The sequence below is a fragment of the Butyricimonas sp. genome (assembly GCF_019423355.1).
In the GTDB taxonomy this organism is placed as follows: Bacteria; Bacteroidota; Bacteroidia; order Bacteroidales; family Marinifilaceae; genus Butyricimonas; species Butyricimonas faecihominis.
Map to the genome: position 1 here is coordinate 179,151 of NZ_JAHZBP010000009.1, position 17,612 is coordinate 196,762.

Below are 17,612 nucleotides of genomic sequence, written 5' to 3' on the forward strand. Positions count from 1 at the left end.
TATGGATAACAACGAAAAATAGAGGGAGGGTTTGTATTTTGTCTATCTTTGCTCTAAATTAAAAAGGAATATATGGAAAAAGCAAATTTAACTCTTTACACGGTAATCGGGGATTTCAGTCGTGTTGCCGAATCTATGCGTGTGCGTTTTCAGGAAGTGACGAAGATGTTTACTCCCGAAGATGATCGCTGGATGATCTTGTTGCAGGATGATACGATGATCCGTTGCTCTATGATGGAGTCGGGAAGTCAAGCTGATCAAGTAGCTGAACACACGGAAGGTATGGTAAATTATTTTGTGCGGGTAGACACTCCCTTGACTGCCATTAAAGAGGAGGTGATTCGTCAGATACAGTGTTTTAATTGTATCGTGGGGATCGAGTTCGAACTGGATGATAACCGAGACCGGACGAGTTACATCATTAACACGTTTTATGACGTGGCGGGAGATGTGAATGGCTTTTTGCTTTATCCGAGTATGAGTCTTTTTGATAGCAAAGGGAAGTTGCTTTTTTCCGTTAAGGGCGAGAGTGAATACGAGACTTTCCGGCCGGTGGCGAATTCCGACTTGTTAGAGGTGGGACGTCCGGAGGAGCGAGACGTGGATCAAGCCCGTCGGGAACGTTCTTTCGTACGTTTGAAAGAGGCGGGAGTGCCTTATATGGAACATTTACCTTGCGAGGTATTGGATTGTGAGGCGATGATAAGAAAGCCGGAAGAAATAGCCCGTCGTGCGGCAGCCTTGTTTGCCGTAGCCTTGTATTCAGAGGTGATGTTATCGGAAAACCCGGATCGGGAAGAGGCTTTAGGGTTTGTGGCCCGGGTTGACGAGGGGTATCATATCATGGATGAATTTACTCCGTTAGAGAGGGCGTATCTTGATACTCCTTCGCCGGAACAGTATGATTGCATCCAGTTCTTGTGGCGTTACGAGTGCTGTGCCGTGTTATTATGGACTCTGGGAATCATTGATTTACCTTATCCTTCGGCGATCTGTGACGTTCCGTATATCGCTCGCTTATTTTTTGATCACAAGGAGAACGGGACGGTGTTGGGGTTAGGTGAAATTCGGGATCGGCAGGAGATTTTGGACGAGGCTGATCTGACGTTACGTTATGATTGGGCTTGCGTGGATGCCCGTGTAAAAGGCGAGGAGACCCCGGCGTCATTGGATGGTGGTGTTGTGATGGAACGGCATTATGCTTTCAATTGGTTGATCGGGGCAAGTGATGGGGCAGGATGGGATGAGATTCAGCCGACAACATGATAAGAAGGGATATTATTATCCCTTTTTCTCCGGCAAGTATTTCCAAAAGCGGGCGGGAAGGTTTTGGCGATGTAGTTTGGGATTCAGTCGTTCTTTTATGGTGATGGCCTTGAAATAGGTCTGCCAGAGTTTTTGAAAAAGTTTTTCGTCTTGATCCATGATACCTTCGTCGAGGAATCCGCTTTGAAGATGTCCTTCTTTTTGTTCAAAGTGTACTTCGGTGATGGTTGACAGATCGTGATAATAACCGTATTCCCGCTTGAGGTCATAGAGCAGCCATTTTTGATCGGCAAAACGATCTTGAAGATAGGGAATCACGAGCGAGATTACGTTATATAACGGTTTCAAGGCGGCAAAATAGGTGCCGTCGGCAGCTTTCTGAAAGCGCAAGAATTGCATGACCCGCAACCGTTCGTTGTTTACCTTTTTCCAAACTTTGGAGAGTTCCAGCACATCGGGATCCCCGAAATTGAGTTCGATGGAACGGGGTGCGTCGATGGCTTTGTGAATGTAACGGAATAGTACGAGGTCAATCTCCGGGAGTTCGGATAGCCAGCAGGTTGTAAGACTGGTAAGGGCCGAGGCAGATAGTTTCTTTTGAAGTCCTTTCCATACCCGGTTACTTCTTCCCTCATCCGTAATGACCGTAATGATTTCATCATAGAATAGAGGTGGTGTTTCTTCTTCTGCTAGCAATACATCGGGAAATCTTTTGATGCTATAAGCGTCAAAAATCGCTGTTAACAGTCCTTCAAAGGTTTTGTCGTACCGGAATATGAGCATATTAATTTTAGATTTGCGATTTTAGATTTACGATTTCAAGTGCCATGAAGTCGGACTAATTCAATTAATAAACGAAGGGGATGATCAGTTGACCATCGTCGACACGGGTTGCTCTTCTTTGTGTCAGAATCCGCCTTACATTTTCGGGTTTTATTTCGTTAACGGTTCGGGTAGGCAGTTCATTGCACGTGATGAAATACTGGGCTTTTTTGAGAACGACACCGATCTGTTTCAGATGGGATGTCCCCAAACGGGAATAGCGGCGGGCCGTGAGAATCATCTTGGCAGACTTCACTCCAAGCCCGGGAACACGCAATAACATTTCGTAATCCGCCCGGTTGATGTCCACGGGAAATGCTTCCGGATGGCGAAGAGCCCAAGCTAGTTTCGGGTCAATTTCCAAGTCTAAATCTGGATAAGAATCATCCACGATTTCGTCAACCTTGAAATTGTAAAACCGGAGTAGCCAATCGGCTTGATACAATCGGTTTTCTCTCACGAGAGGTGGTTGTTTTAGAGCCGGTAGGCGGTTGTCGTACCCGTTGACGGGGACGAATCCCGAATAATATACCCTTTTCATACTTGGACGTTTGTAGAGTGCAGAGGTTAGGTGTAAGATGTCCTTATCCGAATCGGAAGTGGCTCCCACGATCATCTGTGTACTTTGTCCCGCGGGGACAAAGTGGGGGGCATGGCGGTATTTCTTTCGTTCCTCGGCACTTTGTAACATTCCTTGCTGGATGTAGCGCATGGGGGTGAACACGCTTTGAAAGTCTTTTTCCGGGGCAAGAAGTTGCAGGCTTTGCTCGTTGGGGATTTCGATGTTTACACTCATGCGATCTGCGTATAAGCCGGCCTCGTTGACCAGTTCCTGACTGGCGCCGGGAATACTTTTCAAATGGATGTATCCGTTAAAGCGGTACACTTGTCGCAAGTCCTTTACCACTTTTACCAAACGTTCCATCGTGTAGTCTGGATTGCGTACTACTCCCGAGCTGAGGAAGAGGCCCTCGATGTAATTCCTGCGATAGAATTCTATCGTCAGGTTCACGAGTTCCGTGACGGAGAACGTGGCTCTCGGCAGGTCGTTGCTCCTGCGATTGATGCAATAGGCACAATCGTAGATACAGTTGTTCGTGAGCATGATTTTCAGTAGAGAGATACAGCGTCCGTCTTCTGCGAAACTATGACATATACCCCACCCTTCTGCGCTCCCGATCTGTCCTTTTTTGTGAGAACGGGAGGTTCCGCTAGAAGCACAGGATACATCGTATTTCGCTGATTCAGCGAGTATTTTTAGCTTATCGAGTACTCTTTCATCCATGGTGAACCGGGGTTATGTCTTCTTCACAAAGATAAGAATAAAAAACAGACGGTCGTGTATTTTACTCCTATATTGAAAGGGATTTTCAAGGGATATTCCAGTGTGTCTCGTAGGTAGGTTAACGATAGGTTAACGATAGGTCAACGATAGGTTAACGGTGTGACTGGTTAATTTGCTTTTAATTTTTTCTTGAAATTTGGTTCATGTATTAGCGAGAGTACGAAGAGATACCGAAGAGAGTAGTAAGAGATATTATACAAAGAGGGTGTGCCATTTTTAAGTGTGCCCCAAAAGTTGGACACACCCTCCTAGACTGCTATTCCTGTTAAGCTAACGTGATATTTTTGTCTAGGTAAACGTCTTGGATAGCATTTAGTAATTCTACACCTTGATTCATCGGTTTCTGGAAGGCTTTTCGTCCGCTGATAAGTCCCATTCCACCGGCTCGTTTGTTGATCACGGCTGTTATGACAGCTTCTTTTAAATCGGATGATCCTTTAGATTCACCCCCGGAGTTGATCAGGCCAATGCGTCCCATGTAGCTGTTGGCCACTTGGTAACGGCAGAGGTCTATCGGGTGGGAGGACGTAAGTTCGGTATAAACTTTCTCATTCGTTTTTCCGAATTTAAGTGTGGTAAATCCCCCGTTAACCGTTGGGAGTTTTTGTTTTACGATGTCAGCTTGGATCGTTGCCCCTAGGTGATTGGCTTGGCCTGTCAAATCTGCTGCCGAGTGGTAATCTATCCCGTCTTTTTTGAAACTTTCATTACGAAGGTAACACCAGAGGATGGTCGCCATACCCAGTTCATGTGCATGGGCAAATGCCTCTGATACTTCTAGTATTTGTCTGCGACTTTCCGGAGAGCCGAAATAAATTGTGGCACCTACCGCGGCGGCTCCCATATTCCATGCCTCTTCTACCGTACCGTATAGTGTTTGGTCGTATCGATTTGGGTAGGTCAATAATTCATTGTGATTGATTTTCACGATAAACGGGATTTTGTGAGCGTATTTACGAGCCACGGCCCCGAGTACTCCGAATGTCGATGCCACGGCGTTACACCCGCCCTCGATAGCAAGTTTTATGATGTTTTCCGGATCAAAATAGAGAGGATTCGGGGCGAAAGACGCTCCTGCCGAGTGTTCAACTCCTTGATCCACGGGGAGAATGGACACGTAGCCGCTATTTGCCAGACGACCGTGACTCAGGATGCTTTGCAGACTGTTCAGTGTACGGGTATTTCTATCGGATGACATCCAAATTTCATCAATAGTATTGGGTGACGGGATGTGAAGTAACGATTTATCAATGGTTTTACAGGTGTGGTTCAATAGAAAATCACTTTGATCTCCTAGGATTTCGATTATTTTGTTTGTACTCATATTAATTGATATTATATTATTTAGTTTCATACGTGAATAATTAGATTTTTGTTGTTTAAATGAGAAAAATTATTTATTTTTACATTTATTATAACAATAATTGTGCCTGCTGTGAGAATATGCTATATAATTTGGTGTTTTTTATGTGTGATTTCTTTGTCGGCCGAAGCTCAGAAGGGGAAATATTTTGAAAAAAATGTTCGTTTCCCGGAGAAGGTTACACTGGAGGAGAAAGTGGAGATGGCAGCAAGACTAGTCCCGACAAAGCAACAATTAGCTTGGCAACAGTTGGAATTGACAGCTTTCATCCATTTTGGAATAAACACGTTTACCGGGAAAGAACGAGGTGACGGTAAGGAATTTCCAGTGATGTTCAATCCGATAGCGCTGGATGCGGAGCAGTGGGTGAAGGCGTTAAAGGCGGGAGGACTCAAGTCCGTCGTGCTGACCGCCAAACATTATGATGGTTTTTGTTTGTGGCCGACAAAAACGACTCGTCATGCCGTCACGGCCTCTCCGTGGAAAAACGGGAAAGGCGATGTGGTTCGGGAATTAAAAAAAGCTTGTGACCGGAACGGGATGAAATTCGGGATCTATTTATCCCTTTTGGATCGGAACATTTCTTATTGCGGGGACTCTCCCCGGTACAACGAGTTTTTCGTGAAACAACTGACGGAATTATTGACCGAGTACGGGAAAATAGATGAAATTTGGTTGGATGGGACTAATGAGATAGGCATTGACGGGAAAAAACAGGAATATGACTGGGAATTGATATTGAAAACGATTCATAAGTTACAGCCTAATGCGGTTACGGCTTTTTATGGTGATGATATTCGTTGGAGCGGAAATGAAAGTGCGGGAGGGCGTGAGGCCGAATGGAGTTCCGTCGCATTGGTTCCGGGGTGTTATCCGGATGCGATCAAGCGTAATGAAGAGATGCGTTTAAGCGTGTTTTCCCGGGATCTTGGGGGAAAAGAGATTATTGATCGTGCGACGGAATTGTTCTGGTATCCTTCGGAGGTGTCAGTCTCTATTCGTCCTAGTTGGTTTTATCACGAGAGGGAAGATTCGAAAGTAAAATCTTTGTCGGAATTGGTGAAGGTTTATTTCCAGTCCGTGGGATGTAATTCTTCCTTATTACTGAACGTGTCACCTGACAAGCGGGGTGTGCTTTGCGAGACCGATGTCACTCGGTTAAAAGAATTCGGAGAGTATCTGGAAAAGATGTACGCGAAAGATTTTGTTTCCCGGTGGGCCCGGGCGTGGACTGCCCGGAAGGGAGAAAGTAAAGAATATACCTTGGGGAAGGGATGTACGATAAACACGATTTTGTTGCAGGAAGATATTAGCCGGGGGCAGCGGGTGGAGTCGTTTACCGTGGAAGGGTTGGTGAACGGTGCTTGGCAGGTGTTGGGAAAAGGGGGGACGATTGGTTATAAACGTTTGTTGCGTATCCCGGATATAGCCGTGGAGACTATTCGTATCACGATTAATGACTGTCGTAAAGAGGCAAACATATCACGGGTGGGAGCGTTTCTGGCTCCTAAAATATAAACTTTTCTTTTTAGTTTTCGTTTTAGCCATAGAGAGTGTGTCCATCTGATTTTAGACATACGGAAGAAATTTTATAAATTGAGAAAGATTGTATCTTTGTGACGGAAATTAAAAGTAATGATATGATAGATTTTAAACCGATCAGAATAGAGGATAAAGAATTAATAACGACTTATTTTTTGGCATGTGGGAACCGGGATTGCAATCTTTCGTTTGTGAACTTGTACACGTGGCAGTTCTTGACCAATAGTCATTATGCTGTGGTTGATGATTGCCTCGTGGTGCGTTTTACATTGGATGAGGAGAGTGTCGTGTACACGATGCCCGTGGGAACCGGGGATGTGAAGAATGTGATCGAATTGTTGAAACAGCAAGCAAAGGCCGAAGGGCACGTTTTACGAGTACATGGAGTTTTTCCTGAGTTGGAGGAATGGTTCAACCGGGAGTTCCCGGGAAGTTTTGATTATCGGTTGGATCGGGATTATTTTGATTATATTTATTCCCGTCAGGAGCTGGCTGAATTGAAAGGTAAAAATTTTCAACCTAAACGGAATCACGTGAATAAGTTCAAACGCACCTATAATTACAAGTACACGCCATTAACCGTAGATTTGATCCCGCATTGTTTGGAACTAGAGGAAAAATGGTGTGAAGAGCATGATTGTGAGGAAGAGGAGAGTTTGATAAACGAGCGAAAAGCACTGAATATTGCGTTGCGAAATTTTGATGCTCTTGGTTTGGTTGGAGGAGCGCTCTGGGTGGATGATGAAATCGTCGGGTTCACGTATGGCGCTCCGGTGAATCATGATACCTTTGCCGTTCATATCGAGAAGGCCGATAGTCGTATTGACGGTTCGTATAATATTTTGAATCAGGAGTTCGCACGACATATCCCGGAACAATATGTTTACCTAAACCGGGAGGAAGATTTGGGAATACCGGGATTGAGGAAGGCGAAACTATCTTATCGTCCGGTGATATTATTGGAGAAAGGGTATGCCGAATTAATTGAAAGTTGAAAATGAGAAAATCTCTCATTTCAAAGGCTGTTTAATTTAAATACGAGTATGATGAAACGGGAAGTCATGGAGTTATGGAGGGTGTGTTTTGATGATACGGAAGAGTTCATTCAATTCTATTTTGACAAAAAATATAAGGATGAGAATGCTCTGGTGTATTGGGATGAACAAGGTGCGGCTATTGCTGCTTTACAAACTCCTCTTTACCCTATGACTTTTGGCGTGACACAAATTGTAACAGGGTATATTTCGGGGGCTTGTACTCATCCGTTGGCCCGGGCCCGGGGTGTGATGACGAAGTTACTGCGGGAGGCTTTCTACGTGATGAGAGGAAGAAAGATTCCCGTGAGTACCCTAATTCCGGCCAGTGAATGGTTGTACGATTATTACGGAAAGATGGGGTACGCGACTGTTTTTGATTATACCCCGGAACATTACACGATTTTGGATAAACCGGTTGCGGATCATTTTCGGGTGGAAGCTATTCGGGAGGTGGGGTTGTTAACGGATGACTTGTTTAATTATTTTCAGTCAATGATGCGTTTACGTCCTTGTTGCGTGCTGCACGAACGGGAAGATTTTGAGGTGATCGTGGAAAGTTTGCGAATGGATGGAGGGGCATTGATTGTCGTGTATAGCGATAAAAATATTGTTGGGATGGCTTTTGCCGAGCCGAGAGGAAATCATGTTTTGGTACTGGATGGGATATATGACTCCGAGGATGTCAAACGGGTGGCTTTGTGGGGAGTGATGAAATATCTGGATGCGGCGGAGATATATTGCCGTGTACTTCCTTCCGGAAAGGCGGATGAGCACCGGGGAATGGCACGTGTGTTGGACGTGGAACAAATGCTCCGTTTGTATGCCGTGAATAATCCGGAGCAGGATCTCGTGCTGAAAGTAACGGATGACTGGATTCCGGAAAACACGGGAATATATGTAATCGGGAAAGGGGATTGTGTCTGTGATAATGCAAAGCAGGTAGAGGTGGAGGTGTCCGTGCAGGAACTGACGCAATTGCTTTTAGGCTACCACCCGGAACGTTTTCCCGAGTTGGAGCCTTATTTCAAAAAATGTAGTCCTTTCATAAGCTTGATGCTGGACTAGAATGGTCTTGATTTGTGCTTTGGAGGGGATTTAGTTTCCAAGAAATCCTCAATCTCTTTGGTGGAAAGTTTTTTCACGTTCGTGATGATGATGTTTTCGCTTAAAAAGTTCCCGTAAGTGTTACACTCGTCTATAATCGAATTGAAAATCTCTTTCAGGTTAGCCTCGATTGGTAACAGAAGGGTAAACGTGATGTATTTCTCGAATTGTTCGATTTGTTCAATCTCTCCTTGGCTTTTGTTAATGACCAATTCTGTCTCTTTTTGGGCAATATCCCACTGGAAAGGTTGTAGCGTGACCCCCTTGTTGGCAACATAGACACAAAAATAACGTAACAACGTGTCGTGACCACCCAGACCGGTGGATACGAACACGGTCGATTCGTCCAGCAGGTTGGATTGAATCAGCATCCGGGATTGTTGCAATGCTATGGTTGCCCACGGTTTGATCGGGGTATCTTGTTTCTGGAACGATTCAATGCTCCGGTATATAGAAATGTCGTCGACCATGGACAATAGGATTAACAAAGTTTTTTTCTTTTCGTCATCAACGGCCTCGTCAAATAGATCTTGGACGTGTACTATCGCGTCTTCTCTCAACGCTTTAAAGTCTCCACCTTTGATGAGATGCTCCAAAAGATCCATGTATTGATGTTGTACTTCTACATCAATTTCTTCTTCTAGGATATTTAAGCGCGAACCCGCCCGTGATAGCAATTGATTCACGCTTTTCCATTTTTGCTCGCCCTGGTTTTCTATATCTTCTGTTTTCATATTACAAAAGTAAACTATTTGTTGGTTATACGGAGTAAAAAAGAAAAGATTCGTTGTTTTTCTCTATAAATTTCGGGAGACACTTAGGCTGGAAAGTCTTTTATTAATAAATTTTATAATTATTAATGATGAAATTCTCGTTATTATTCTGTGTTTATTTAGAAAAAATAAAAATAAAGTTTTTACATTCGCGATACTAATTACAAGATGTTTATATGTTACTGTCAGAACTGAAAACCGGAGAAAGTGCCGTTATTACCAAGGTGAAAGGATATGGGGCCTTTCGGAAACGATTAAACGAGATGGGATTCGTGAGGGGAAAAGTGGTGAAGGCCGTGAAGAATGCTCCTTTGAATGATCCGATTGAATATGCAATTATGGGTTATGAAATCTCTTTAAGGAGACAAGAAGCAGCGTTTATTGAAATCGTATCTCTTGAGGAGGCTACTAATATTGTCGGGGTGTCCGGTAGCGCCCGTGATGCGGAAGAAGCTTTCGCCAAGCATTGGGAAGGTCGAGATAAACATATACATGTTGCTTTTGTCGGTAACCCCAATGCGGGGAAAACAACACTGTTCAACTACATGAGTGGTTCTCAGGAACACGTGGGAAATTACGGAGGTGTAACGGTGGATGCGAAGAGTGCTACGTTTCGATTTGAAGGTTACGAGTTTAACGTGGTCGATTTACCGGGAACGTATTCTATTTCTGCTTACTCGAATGAAGAAAAGTATGTGCGGGAATATATTATGAATAACGCACCCGATGTGGTGATTAACGTGGTAGATGCGTCTAATTTGGAACGTAATCTCTATTTGTCCACGCAGTTGATTGATATGGATGTGAAGGGTGTGATCGCTTTGAACATGTATGATGAGCTGGAACGTTCCGGGGCAACTTTCAATTATCAGGAGATGGGACAGATGATCGGGATGCCGATGATGCCCACGATCGGGTCAAAGGGGAAAGGAATTAAGGAGTTGTTACGGGAAGTTATCGAGGTGTACGAGGGAAGAAGTGAAACGGTACGCCATATCCATATAAACTACGGGAAAGAGATTGAGGACAGCATCGTGGCTATTCGAGCCGAGTTGAAAGATGAAAAAGATTTGATCTGTAATATGTCTCCCCGTTTCCTGTCTCTGATGTTATTGGAAGGGGATAAGGACGTGTTGGAATTCGTGCAACGGGATCATTCACGGGAGAAATTATTGAAGGTCGTAAAAGAGGGAGTTGAACGGATTGAAACAACCTATGGAGAGAAAGTCGAGTCGGTTATTACCGATACGAAGTACGGTTTTATTTCCGGGGCGTTAAAAGAAACATACAAGGAAAGTCCCGTGAATCGAAGACGTAAAACGGAGTATATTGATGCTATTGTCACGCATAAATTGTTCGGATTCCCGATCTTCTTGTTATTCTTGTTCGTGACATTCTTTGCCACGTTTAGCTTGGGAAGTTATCCGATGGAATGGATTGAGACCGGGGTCGGTGCTTTAGGTGAATTTGTCGATAACCAGATGAGTGCGGGACCTTTAAAGGATTTATTAGTGGATGGTATCATCGGTGGTGTGGGGAGCGTGATCGTGTTTTTACCGAATATATTGATATTATTCCTGTTTATTTCTTTCATGGAAGACACGGGATATATGGCTCGTGCGGCTTTTATCATGGATAAATTGATGCATAAGCTCGGCTTGCACGGGAAAAGTTTTATTCCGATGATCATGGGATTCGGGTGTAATGTGCCGGCGATCATGTCAACGCGTATGCTGGAGAACCGGAGTGACCGGATATTAACCATACTGATCAATCCTTTCATGTCTTGCAGTGCTCGTCTTCCGGTATATATCCTGTTGGTCGGGGCATTTTTTAAAGATTACGCGGCGTTAGTTCTTTTTGGAATATACTTGTTTGGAATTCTTGCTGCTATCGTGATGGCTAAGTTGTTTAAACGGGTACTTTTCCATAAACAGGAAGTGCCGTTCGTGATGGAGTTGCCCCCGTATCGAATGCCAACCTTGAGAACGACCGTACGGCATATGTGGAGTAAAGGCGAGCAATACCTGAAAAAAATGGGAGGTATTATCATGTTTGCCTCCATACTGATTTGGGCTTTGGGCTATTTTCCCGTGGATAAAGAGTTGGAAGCGCTGTATGATGAAAAGAAGGCCGAGGTGACGAGGGCTTACGAGGCAACGATTGCTTCTGGGATCGGGAATGTAGATATGCTGAAGGAAGAACAAGAAGCGAAATTGGAGAGCTTGCATCGACAAGAGGTGAGTGAACGTCAGGAAAATTCTTATATCAGTCGATTAGGGCGAACGATGGAGCCTATTTGGACACCACTTGGCTTTGATTGGAAAGCAGGTGTGAGCTTGTTGACCGGGGTTGCGGCAAAAGAAGTCGTGGTTAGCACGATGGCCGTTCTGTACCAAGGGGAAGAGGTTATGGAGGAAGATGACGGGTCGTCAAACGCGACGTTGGAAATGCGTTTGCGGGAACACGGGTTTACTCCGGTTACTGCCATTATATTTGTGATTTTCGTGTTACTTTATTCCCCTTGTTTCGCGGCCTTGATTGCCATCGGTAAAGAGATTGGAATGAAATGGGCGTTTTTCGTGATGGGATACACGACGGTACTGGCTTGGGGCGTATGTTTCGTGATAAAACAGGTATTGGACTTGATTATTTAGAACGTGTTCCCTATCATGAATTATTAATCTAAAATTAGAGAATGGAAATGCAACTAATATTGACGTATATAATTGTGGCGATAGCACTTGTTTTTGCGGGAAGAGGTGCTTATCGTTTGTTCCGGAATGCAAAGAAGGGGAAAGGATGCAGTTGTAATTGTGGTTGCGGGGGAAAAGGAACAAATAAAAAAAGCTGCTTGTAAAAGCAGCTTTTTTTATATTAATGCTTGTGTCTGCGCTCGTCAGAAACAGTCAATTTTTTTCTTCCTTTAGCTCTTCTTCTAGCTAGAACTGCTCTACCGTTAGCGGTAGACATTCTTTCTCTGAAACCATGTTTGTTTCTTCTCTTTCTGTTGGATGGTTGAAATGTACGTTTCATTGCAATATTTCTTATGTTATTATTTTCTCACTTCGGACTGCAAAAGTAGGTATTTTTTTTATTGTGCCAAAGATTTTTGCAAAATTATCTCGATTCAAATGGTGTTTTATCCTAATTATTCAAATGGTTTCTAAATTAATGGCGTATGTTTTAATTAAATGGGGTTTTCAGACAACAAAGTTAATATATCCTCGTATATTTCTTTAAGCAGATACGAAAAAAAGAACTCTAATATTTGTTTTACTGAAATAGATGATTAACTTTAAGCCAATTATACGAAGAGACCTATGAGACAGTTAAAAATTAGCAAACAAATCACTGGCAGGGATTCGTTCTCGATAGAGAAGTACTTGCAGGAGATTGGGAAAATCGACGTGTTGACGCCGGATGAGGAGGTTGCTTTAGCCAAGAAAATCCGATCGGGTGACCGAGCGGCACGGGAGTTGTTGGTGAAGAGTAACCTGCGTTTCGTGGTTTCCGTGGCCAAGCAATACCAGAATAACGGTTTGAGTTTGGGGGATTTGATCAACGAGGGTAATCTGGGATTAATAAAAGCTGCCGAATGCTTTGACGAAACGAAAGGATTCAAGTTTATTTCTTATGCCGTATGGTGGATCCGGCAATCGATTTTACAGGCAATCGCCGAGAACTCGCGGTTAGTTCGATTACCATTGAACAAAATCAGCAGTATCAACAAAGTGAATAAATTCTTTTTCCGACTGGAACAAGAGTTCCAACGGGAACCCACGGCAGAGGAAATTGCCTTGAAAATGGATGTTCCCGCGAAGGAGGTTAAAGATAGCTTGCGGATCGCCAATCGTCCGTTATCCATGGATGCGCCCTTGTCGGCAGACGAGGATTCCTCTAACTTGTATGACGTGATGATTACCGGGGATAATGCCATATCAGATGCCGAACGGGAGATGAATGCCGATTCATTGCGGACGGAAATCGATCGTTATTTGACGATTCTGGATGAACGCGATGCTTTAATCTTGCGGATGTATTACGGTTTGGGTGGTTATACAGCCATGTCGTTGGAAGAAATTGGCGATCGGGTAGGTCTGACAAGCGAACGAGTACGCCAAATTAAATCCAAGGCTATCAAGAGACTGAAAAACTCGTGCCGTAGTAAACGGTTGAAGACGTATTTATAAGAGGTCGGTAAATTTTCCTTTTTGTAGAAAGTACTTTACTCCACAAATTTCATATTTAATTTATGGAGGGATAGGGGTTGTTTGATAAATTTAGACTTTCTATCTTTTCTTCTGATGATGCATTTCATGTGAAATTTTTTGTGTTAGAGGGAATTGTGAGATGGGTAGTATTCTTTTAGATTGTTAGTGTCTGTATTCTATGTACTTACAGTCTGCAACTAAAATATGTTTATAAAGTTAGTTTTTTCAACTAAATTGCTATATTTGTTCCCCGTTTTAGAGGGGGTGTTTTGAGTGATCGGAAACGTTTGATAAACGGGTCTTTTCAGTCATAAGTATTTAACTCCTAGGAGCGTTAGAAGGAGAGGGGAATTATTATTATGAACACATTAATAAACGAGAACCTTATGGGAAACTATGAATTAAACAAAAATCTGGCACAAATGCTAAAAGGTGGGGTTATCATGGATGTAACCAATGTTGAACAGGCAAAGATCGCTGAAGCTGCCGGAGCATGTGCTGTAATGGCATTGGAAAGAGTGCCGTCAGATATTCGTAAAGATGGTGGCGTGGCTAGAATGTCTGATCCTCAGATGATCAAGGCTATAAAGAATGCCGTGTCTATTCCTGTAATGGCAAAAGTGAGAATCGGTCACTTCGTGGAAGCACAAATTTTGGAGGCTATTGGCATTGATTATATTGACGAAAGTGAAGTTTTAACGCCAGCAGATGATTTGTATCATGTTGACAAGACTGCGTTTAAAGTACCGTTCGTTTGCGGATGCCGTAACTTGGGTGAGGCTTTAAGACGTATTGGTGAAGGAGCTTCTATGATTCGTACGAAGGGAGAAGCTGGAACCGGAAACGTGGTAGAGGCTGTAAGACATATGCGTCAGTTGAACAATGATATTCATCAGGTACAAGTGGCTCCGGTAGAGGCTTTGATGACGATTGCCAAAGAGATGGGAGCCCCTTATGATTTAGTAAAATTCGTGCATGAGAATGGTAAATTGCCGGTAGTAAACTTTGCAGCCGGTGGTATTGCTACTCCAGCTGATGCAGCTTTAATGATGCAGTTGGGTTGCGAGGGTGTATTTGTGGGTTCTGGAATCTTCAAATCAGGTGATCCTGCCAAGAGAGCGAGAGCTATCGTTTTAGCTACGACTTATTATAACGATCCGGTTAAATTGGCTGAATTGTCAGAGAACTTGGGAGAGGCTATGTCCGGATTGGAAATTAGCAAATTGGAAAACAAATACGCTGAAAGAGGCTGGTAAGAATAGTTTATAAAGTTCATAAGGTTTGTAAGGTTCATAAGGTAACTTGCTTTATAGATTTTATGAACTTTATGAACCTTATATTTTTTGTCATGAATAAGATTGGAATTTTAGGTTTTCAAGGGGCGATTATTGAACATGAACGCCAGATTAAGGCTATTGGTCATGAACCCGTGATCGTGAAATACCCGGAGCAGTTGGAAGAGATTGATGGAATCATTCTACCAGGAGGGGAGAGTACCACTATGGGAAAGATTCTTAATCGGACCGGACTTATGGAGCCTTTACGCGGGAAAATCCAGAGTGGGCTGCCGGTATGGGGAACTTGTGCGGGAATGATCTTGCTGGCCAAAGAACTCGTGAACGATTCTGTGACTCATTTGGGCGTGATGGATATTGCCGTTCGGCGTAATGCTTACGGGAGCCAGATCGACAGTTTTGCCACGAAAAAAGTGATCCCGGCGGTAGATTCGAAAGAAATTGAGTTGGTGTTTATTCGTGCCCCTTATATCACGAGCGTGAAGGATGGGGTAAAAATTCTGTGTGAGCTTGATGGGCATATTGTTGCAGCGGAAGAAAAGAATATGTTGGTAACATCTTTCCATCCGGAACTTACAGATAATACGGCATTCTTGAAATACTTTGTATCTAAGATTTAAAAAGGCTGTTTTTAAAACAGCCTTTTTTCTTATAGATTTGCGTTTAATTCTTCTACGCTGAGAGTTGCTGTCCCGATTTTCTGAACAACAATTCCGGCTGCCACGTTCGCGATGCGCATGGCTTCCGTGATTTCCTGACCTTGGGTTAAGGCTAGTGAAAGGGCCGCCACAACCGTGTCTCCGGCTCCACTTACATCAAATACTTCTTGAGAATGTGTGGGGAGATGCAAAATATTTTGATCGGAAATCAAGCTCATCCCTTGTTCGCTCCGGGTGACAAGTAATGCCGATAAACCGTAGTGATGAACGATTTCCAAGGCTGCCATGGCAATATCTTGGTCGTTATTTTTCACCGGGTGGCCAATAATGTCACCTAATTCTTTTACATTAGGAGTAATCAAGTCTGCCCCTGCATATTTCTTCCAGTTTTGCCCTTTCGGGTCCACGATAACACGGGTTCCATGTGATTTTGCCGTTTTTATCAAAAACGAACATAATTCTTCCGAGATCATGCCTTTTCCATAATCAGAAATAACAAGGGTAGGGAACTCTTGGAAGAGCGAGGCAAGATGGGTTTGAATATCTTCTCTTGCTTTTTCAGAAAGTTCCAAATGTTGCTCGTAATCTATACGGACAATCTGTTGCCTTCCACCGATGATGCGCGCTTTCGTGATCGTGGGTTGCTCGGTTTTGACAAAATCGGTTTTGATCCCTTTCCGGTGAGCCATACGTTCAATCTCTTTCCCGAAAAAGTCATAGCCGATAGCCCCGCATAACGTGGCCTGCCCACCAAGACTTGTGATGTTGTTGGCCACGTTCGAGGCCCCGCCTAAACGGGATTCTTCGGTCACGATGTTTACTATCGGAACTGGAGCTTCCGGGGAAATACGTTCCACCTTTCCGAAATAGTATTTGTCAAGCATCACGTCCCCGACGATCAATATCTTGCAACTATTAAAGTTTAAGTCCATCTATTCATTTTAGATTTTAGATTTATGATTTTAGATTCCCTCCCACAAAGCAACGCTTTTTCTTTTCGTAAATCGTAATTCATAAATCATAAATTGATTGCTTTTATTCTTCTCCGCCACCGAACATCATCAAGTAGGCTTTAATGAACTCGTTGATCTCTCCGTCCATAACTGCCTGTACGTTTGATGTCTGGTAGTTGGTACGATGATCTTTCACCCGGCGGTCGTCGAATACATAACTGCGGATTTGTGACCCCCACTCGATCTTTTTTTTCGTTCCTTCCACTTTATCCCGTTCTTCCTGACGCTTTTGTAATTCCAGTTCGTACAATTGGGCTTTCAATAAACGCATGGCATTTTCACGGTTTTGCAACTGTGAACGTGATTCCGTGTTCTCGATCATGATTCCGGTAGGAGCGTGGCGTAACCGGACTCCGGTTTCCACCTTGTTTACGTTCTGACCACCCGCACCACCACTTCGGAAGGTGTCCCAACTGATGTCTGCAGGATTGATCGTGATCTCGATCGTGTCATCCACGGCGGGATAAACGAACACGGATGCAAAAGATGTCATTCGTTTATTGGCCGCGTTATATGGCGATAAACGAACCAATCGGTGAACACCGTTTTCTGATTTCAGATACCCGTAAGCGTAGTCTCCCTCGAATTCGAGAGTAGCTGATTTGATACCGGCCTCTTCACCTTCCTGGTAATCCACGTGTTTTACCTTGTAACCGTTTAATTCTCCCCAGCGGATATACATCCGGTACAGCATACTGGCCCAGTCCATACTTTCCGTACCTCCGGCTCCGGAATTGATTTTCATGATGGCTCCGAAGTGATCTTCTTCCCGGCGCAGCATGTTACGCATCTCGATGTCTTCCAGTACTCGTATGGTCTCTTGGTATTGGGCGTCCACTTCTTCCTCGGTTGCTTCTCCCTCTTTGGCGAAATCGAAAAGTACCTGTAAATCCCCCACGGCTGAGGTCACCTGTTCGTAACCCTCGATCCAAGATTTCAATTCCCGGACTTTCTTCATCAAGGTCTCTGCCTCCTTGGGATTATCCCATAGGGACGGGTTTTGTGTTCTTAACTCTTCTTCAGCGAGTTGTATCTTCTTGCCATCGATGTCAAAGATACCTCCTCAATGCTTCACCTCGCTCTGCCAATTCTTTGATATGGTCTATTGTGATCATTGTGTATTAAGTTTATAAATAAAATTCGTCCCTCCATACGAAGGGACGAATGATTCGTATATGT

Annotated in this window: 16 protein-coding genes; 9 read left to right on the top strand and 7 right to left on the bottom strand. The window is 43.8% G+C overall.

The window, feature by feature from the left end:
* Nucleotides 1-72: 72 nt before the first annotated feature.
* Nucleotides 73-1,266, top strand: a complete 1,194-nt coding sequence (locus tag QVC79_RS13275) for a DUF4272 domain-containing protein (protein WP_270592819.1) — start codon at nt 73-75, stop codon at nt 1,264-1,266.
* Nucleotides 1,267-1,281: 15 nt separating this feature from the next.
* Here QVC79_RS13275 and QVC79_RS13280 read toward each other — a convergent pair whose 3' ends face one another.
* From QVC79_RS13280 to QVC79_RS13290, 3 genes are all read right to left on the bottom strand, one after another.
* A complete protein-coding gene (locus QVC79_RS13280) occupies nt 1,282-2,049 on the bottom strand; it encodes a TIGR03915 family putative DNA repair protein (RefSeq protein WP_270592820.1) in 768 nt (255 codons plus the stop codon).
* Nucleotides 2,050-2,113: 64 nt separating this feature from the next.
* Nucleotides 2,114-3,373: a putative DNA modification/repair radical SAM protein gene (locus tag QVC79_RS13285; protein ID WP_124316358.1), complete on the bottom strand. Its 1,260-nt coding sequence runs from the start codon at nt 3,371-3,373 to the stop codon at nt 2,114-2,116.
* A gap of 325 nt (nt 3,374-3,698) precedes the next feature.
* Nucleotides 3,699-4,757, bottom strand: a complete 1,059-nt coding sequence (locus tag QVC79_RS13290) for a class I fructose-bisphosphate aldolase (protein ID WP_124316357.1) — start codon at nt 4,755-4,757, stop codon at nt 3,699-3,701.
* 111 nt (nt 4,758-4,868) lie between these two features.
* Between QVC79_RS13290 and QVC79_RS13295 the strand changes: the two genes are divergently transcribed.
* From QVC79_RS13295 to QVC79_RS13305, 3 genes are all read left to right on the top strand, one after another.
* A complete protein-coding gene (locus tag QVC79_RS13295; RefSeq protein ID WP_270592821.1) occupies nt 4,869-6,314 on the top strand; it encodes an alpha-L-fucosidase in 1,446 nt (481 codons plus the stop codon).
* 122 nt (nt 6,315-6,436) lie between these two features.
* Nucleotides 6,437-7,333: a DUF2156 domain-containing protein gene (locus tag QVC79_RS13300; RefSeq protein ID WP_124316356.1), complete on the top strand. Its 897-nt coding sequence runs from the start codon at nt 6,437-6,439 to the stop codon at nt 7,331-7,333.
* 48 nt (nt 7,334-7,381) lie between these two features.
* The gene (locus tag QVC79_RS13305) at nt 7,382-8,440 is read left to right on the top strand and encodes a GNAT family N-acetyltransferase (RefSeq protein ID WP_270592824.1); all 1,059 of its coding nucleotides are present in this window, start codon (nt 7,382-7,384) and stop codon (nt 8,438-8,440) included.
* On the opposite strand, the gene QVC79_RS13310 is transcribed toward QVC79_RS13305, so the two are convergent.
* Nucleotides 8,437-9,213, bottom strand: coding sequence for a hypothetical protein (locus QVC79_RS13310; RefSeq protein WP_124316354.1), 777 nt, complete (start codon nt 9,211-9,213; stop codon nt 8,437-8,439). The genes QVC79_RS13305 and QVC79_RS13310 overlap by 4 nt on opposite strands.
* A 215-nt stretch (nt 9,214-9,428) precedes the next feature.
* Here QVC79_RS13310 and feoB point away from each other — a divergent pair, with 215 nt between their 5' ends.
* Both feoB and QVC79_RS13320 read left to right on the top strand, forming a co-directional pair.
* A complete protein-coding gene (feoB, locus tag QVC79_RS13315; protein ID WP_270592825.1) occupies nt 9,429-11,909 on the top strand; it encodes a ferrous iron transport protein B in 2,481 nt (826 codons plus the stop codon).
* Nucleotides 11,910-11,956: 47 nt separating this feature from the next.
* Nucleotides 11,957-12,112, top strand: a complete 156-nt coding sequence (locus QVC79_RS13320; protein ID WP_087421267.1) for a FeoB-associated Cys-rich membrane protein — start codon at nt 11,957-11,959, stop codon at nt 12,110-12,112.
* A gap of 17 nt (nt 12,113-12,129) precedes the next feature.
* Here the strand turns inward: QVC79_RS13320 and rpmH are convergent, their stop codons facing one another.
* Entirely contained in the window at nt 12,130-12,288 is a 159-nt protein-coding gene (rpmH, locus tag QVC79_RS13325; protein WP_071595963.1) for a 50S ribosomal protein L34, read from the bottom strand.
* 287 nt (nt 12,289-12,575) lie between these two features.
* On the opposite strand from rpmH, the gene QVC79_RS13330 reads away from it, so the two are divergent.
* The 3 genes from QVC79_RS13330 to pdxT all read left to right on the top strand — a co-directional run bounded on the left by QVC79_RS13330 (nt 12,576) and on the right by pdxT (nt 15,381).
* The gene (locus QVC79_RS13330) at nt 12,576-13,445 is read left to right on the top strand and encodes a sigma-70 family RNA polymerase sigma factor (RefSeq protein ID WP_087421268.1); all 870 of its coding nucleotides are present in this window, start codon (nt 12,576-12,578) and stop codon (nt 13,443-13,445) included.
* Nucleotides 13,446-13,852: 407 nt separating this feature from the next.
* Nucleotides 13,853-14,722 carry a pyridoxal 5'-phosphate synthase lyase subunit PdxS gene (gene pdxS / locus QVC79_RS13335; RefSeq protein ID WP_027201445.1) on the top strand — a complete coding sequence of 290 codons (870 nt, stop codon included), beginning with the start codon at nt 13,853-13,855 and terminating at the stop codon, nt 14,720-14,722.
* A 92-nt stretch (nt 14,723-14,814) separates the two neighbouring features.
* Nucleotides 14,815-15,381, top strand: coding sequence for a pyridoxal 5'-phosphate synthase glutaminase subunit PdxT (gene pdxT / locus QVC79_RS13340; RefSeq protein ID WP_270592828.1), 567 nt, complete (start codon nt 14,815-14,817; stop codon nt 15,379-15,381).
* A gap of 29 nt (nt 15,382-15,410) precedes the next feature.
* Here pdxT and rfaE1 read toward each other — a convergent pair whose 3' ends face one another.
* Together rfaE1 and prfB are read right to left on the bottom strand one after the other, a co-directional pair.
* Nucleotides 15,411-16,352 carry a D-glycero-beta-D-manno-heptose-7-phosphate kinase gene (rfaE1, locus tag QVC79_RS13345; RefSeq protein WP_270592830.1) on the bottom strand — a complete coding sequence of 314 codons (942 nt, stop codon included), beginning with the start codon at nt 16,350-16,352 and terminating at the stop codon, nt 15,411-15,413.
* Between the two features lie 103 nt (nt 16,353-16,455).
* Nucleotides 16,456-17,548 (bottom strand): peptide chain release factor 2 gene (gene prfB, locus QVC79_RS13350; RefSeq protein ID WP_270592831.1). Its coding sequence is split into 2 segments (ribosomal slippage): nt 16,456-17,484 and nt 17,486-17,548, totalling 1,092 coding nucleotides; the frame shifts between segments, so codons are not numbered across the junction.
* Nucleotides 17,549-17,612 lie beyond the last annotated feature (64 nt).

Bases quoted from the DNA above. Each gene is read 5' to 3' on its own strand.
- QVC79_RS13280 (WP_270592820.1), bottom strand. From the start codon at position 2,049: ATGCTCATATTCCGGTACGACAAAACCTTTGAAGGACTGTTAACAGCG.
- feoB (WP_270592825.1), top strand. From the start codon at position 9,429: ATGTTACTGTCAGAACTGAAAACCGGAGAAAGTGCCGTTATTACCAAG.
- pdxT (WP_270592828.1), top strand. From the start codon at position 14,815: ATGAATAAGATTGGAATTTTAGGTTTTCAAGGGGCGATTATTGAACAT.
- pdxS (WP_027201445.1), top strand. From the start codon at position 13,853: ATGGGAAACTATGAATTAAACAAAAATCTGGCACAAATGCTAAAAGGT.
- rpmH (WP_071595963.1), bottom strand. From the start codon at position 12,288: ATGAAACGTACATTTCAACCATCCAACAGAAAGAGAAGAAACAAACAT.
- rfaE1 (WP_270592830.1), bottom strand. From the start codon at position 16,352: ATGGACTTAAACTTTAATAGTTGCAAGATATTGATCGTCGGGGACGTG.
- QVC79_RS13330 (WP_087421268.1), top strand. From the start codon at position 12,576: ATGAGACAGTTAAAAATTAGCAAACAAATCACTGGCAGGGATTCGTTC.
- QVC79_RS13310 (WP_124316354.1), bottom strand. From the start codon at position 9,213: ATGAAAACAGAAGATATAGAAAACCAGGGCGAGCAAAAATGGAAAAGC.
- QVC79_RS13320 (WP_087421267.1), top strand. From the start codon at position 11,957: ATGCAACTAATATTGACGTATATAATTGTGGCGATAGCACTTGTTTTT.
- QVC79_RS13285 (WP_124316358.1), bottom strand. From the start codon at position 3,373: ATGGATGAAAGAGTACTCGATAAGCTAAAAATACTCGCTGAATCAGCG.
- QVC79_RS13290 (WP_124316357.1), bottom strand. From the start codon at position 4,757: ATGAGTACAAACAAAATAATCGAAATCCTAGGAGATCAAAGTGATTTT.
- QVC79_RS13300 (WP_124316356.1), top strand. From the start codon at position 6,437: ATGATAGATTTTAAACCGATCAGAATAGAGGATAAAGAATTAATAACG.
- QVC79_RS13305 (WP_270592824.1), top strand. From the start codon at position 7,382: ATGATGAAACGGGAAGTCATGGAGTTATGGAGGGTGTGTTTTGATGAT.
- QVC79_RS13275 (WP_270592819.1), top strand. From the start codon at position 73: ATGGAAAAAGCAAATTTAACTCTTTACACGGTAATCGGGGATTTCAGT.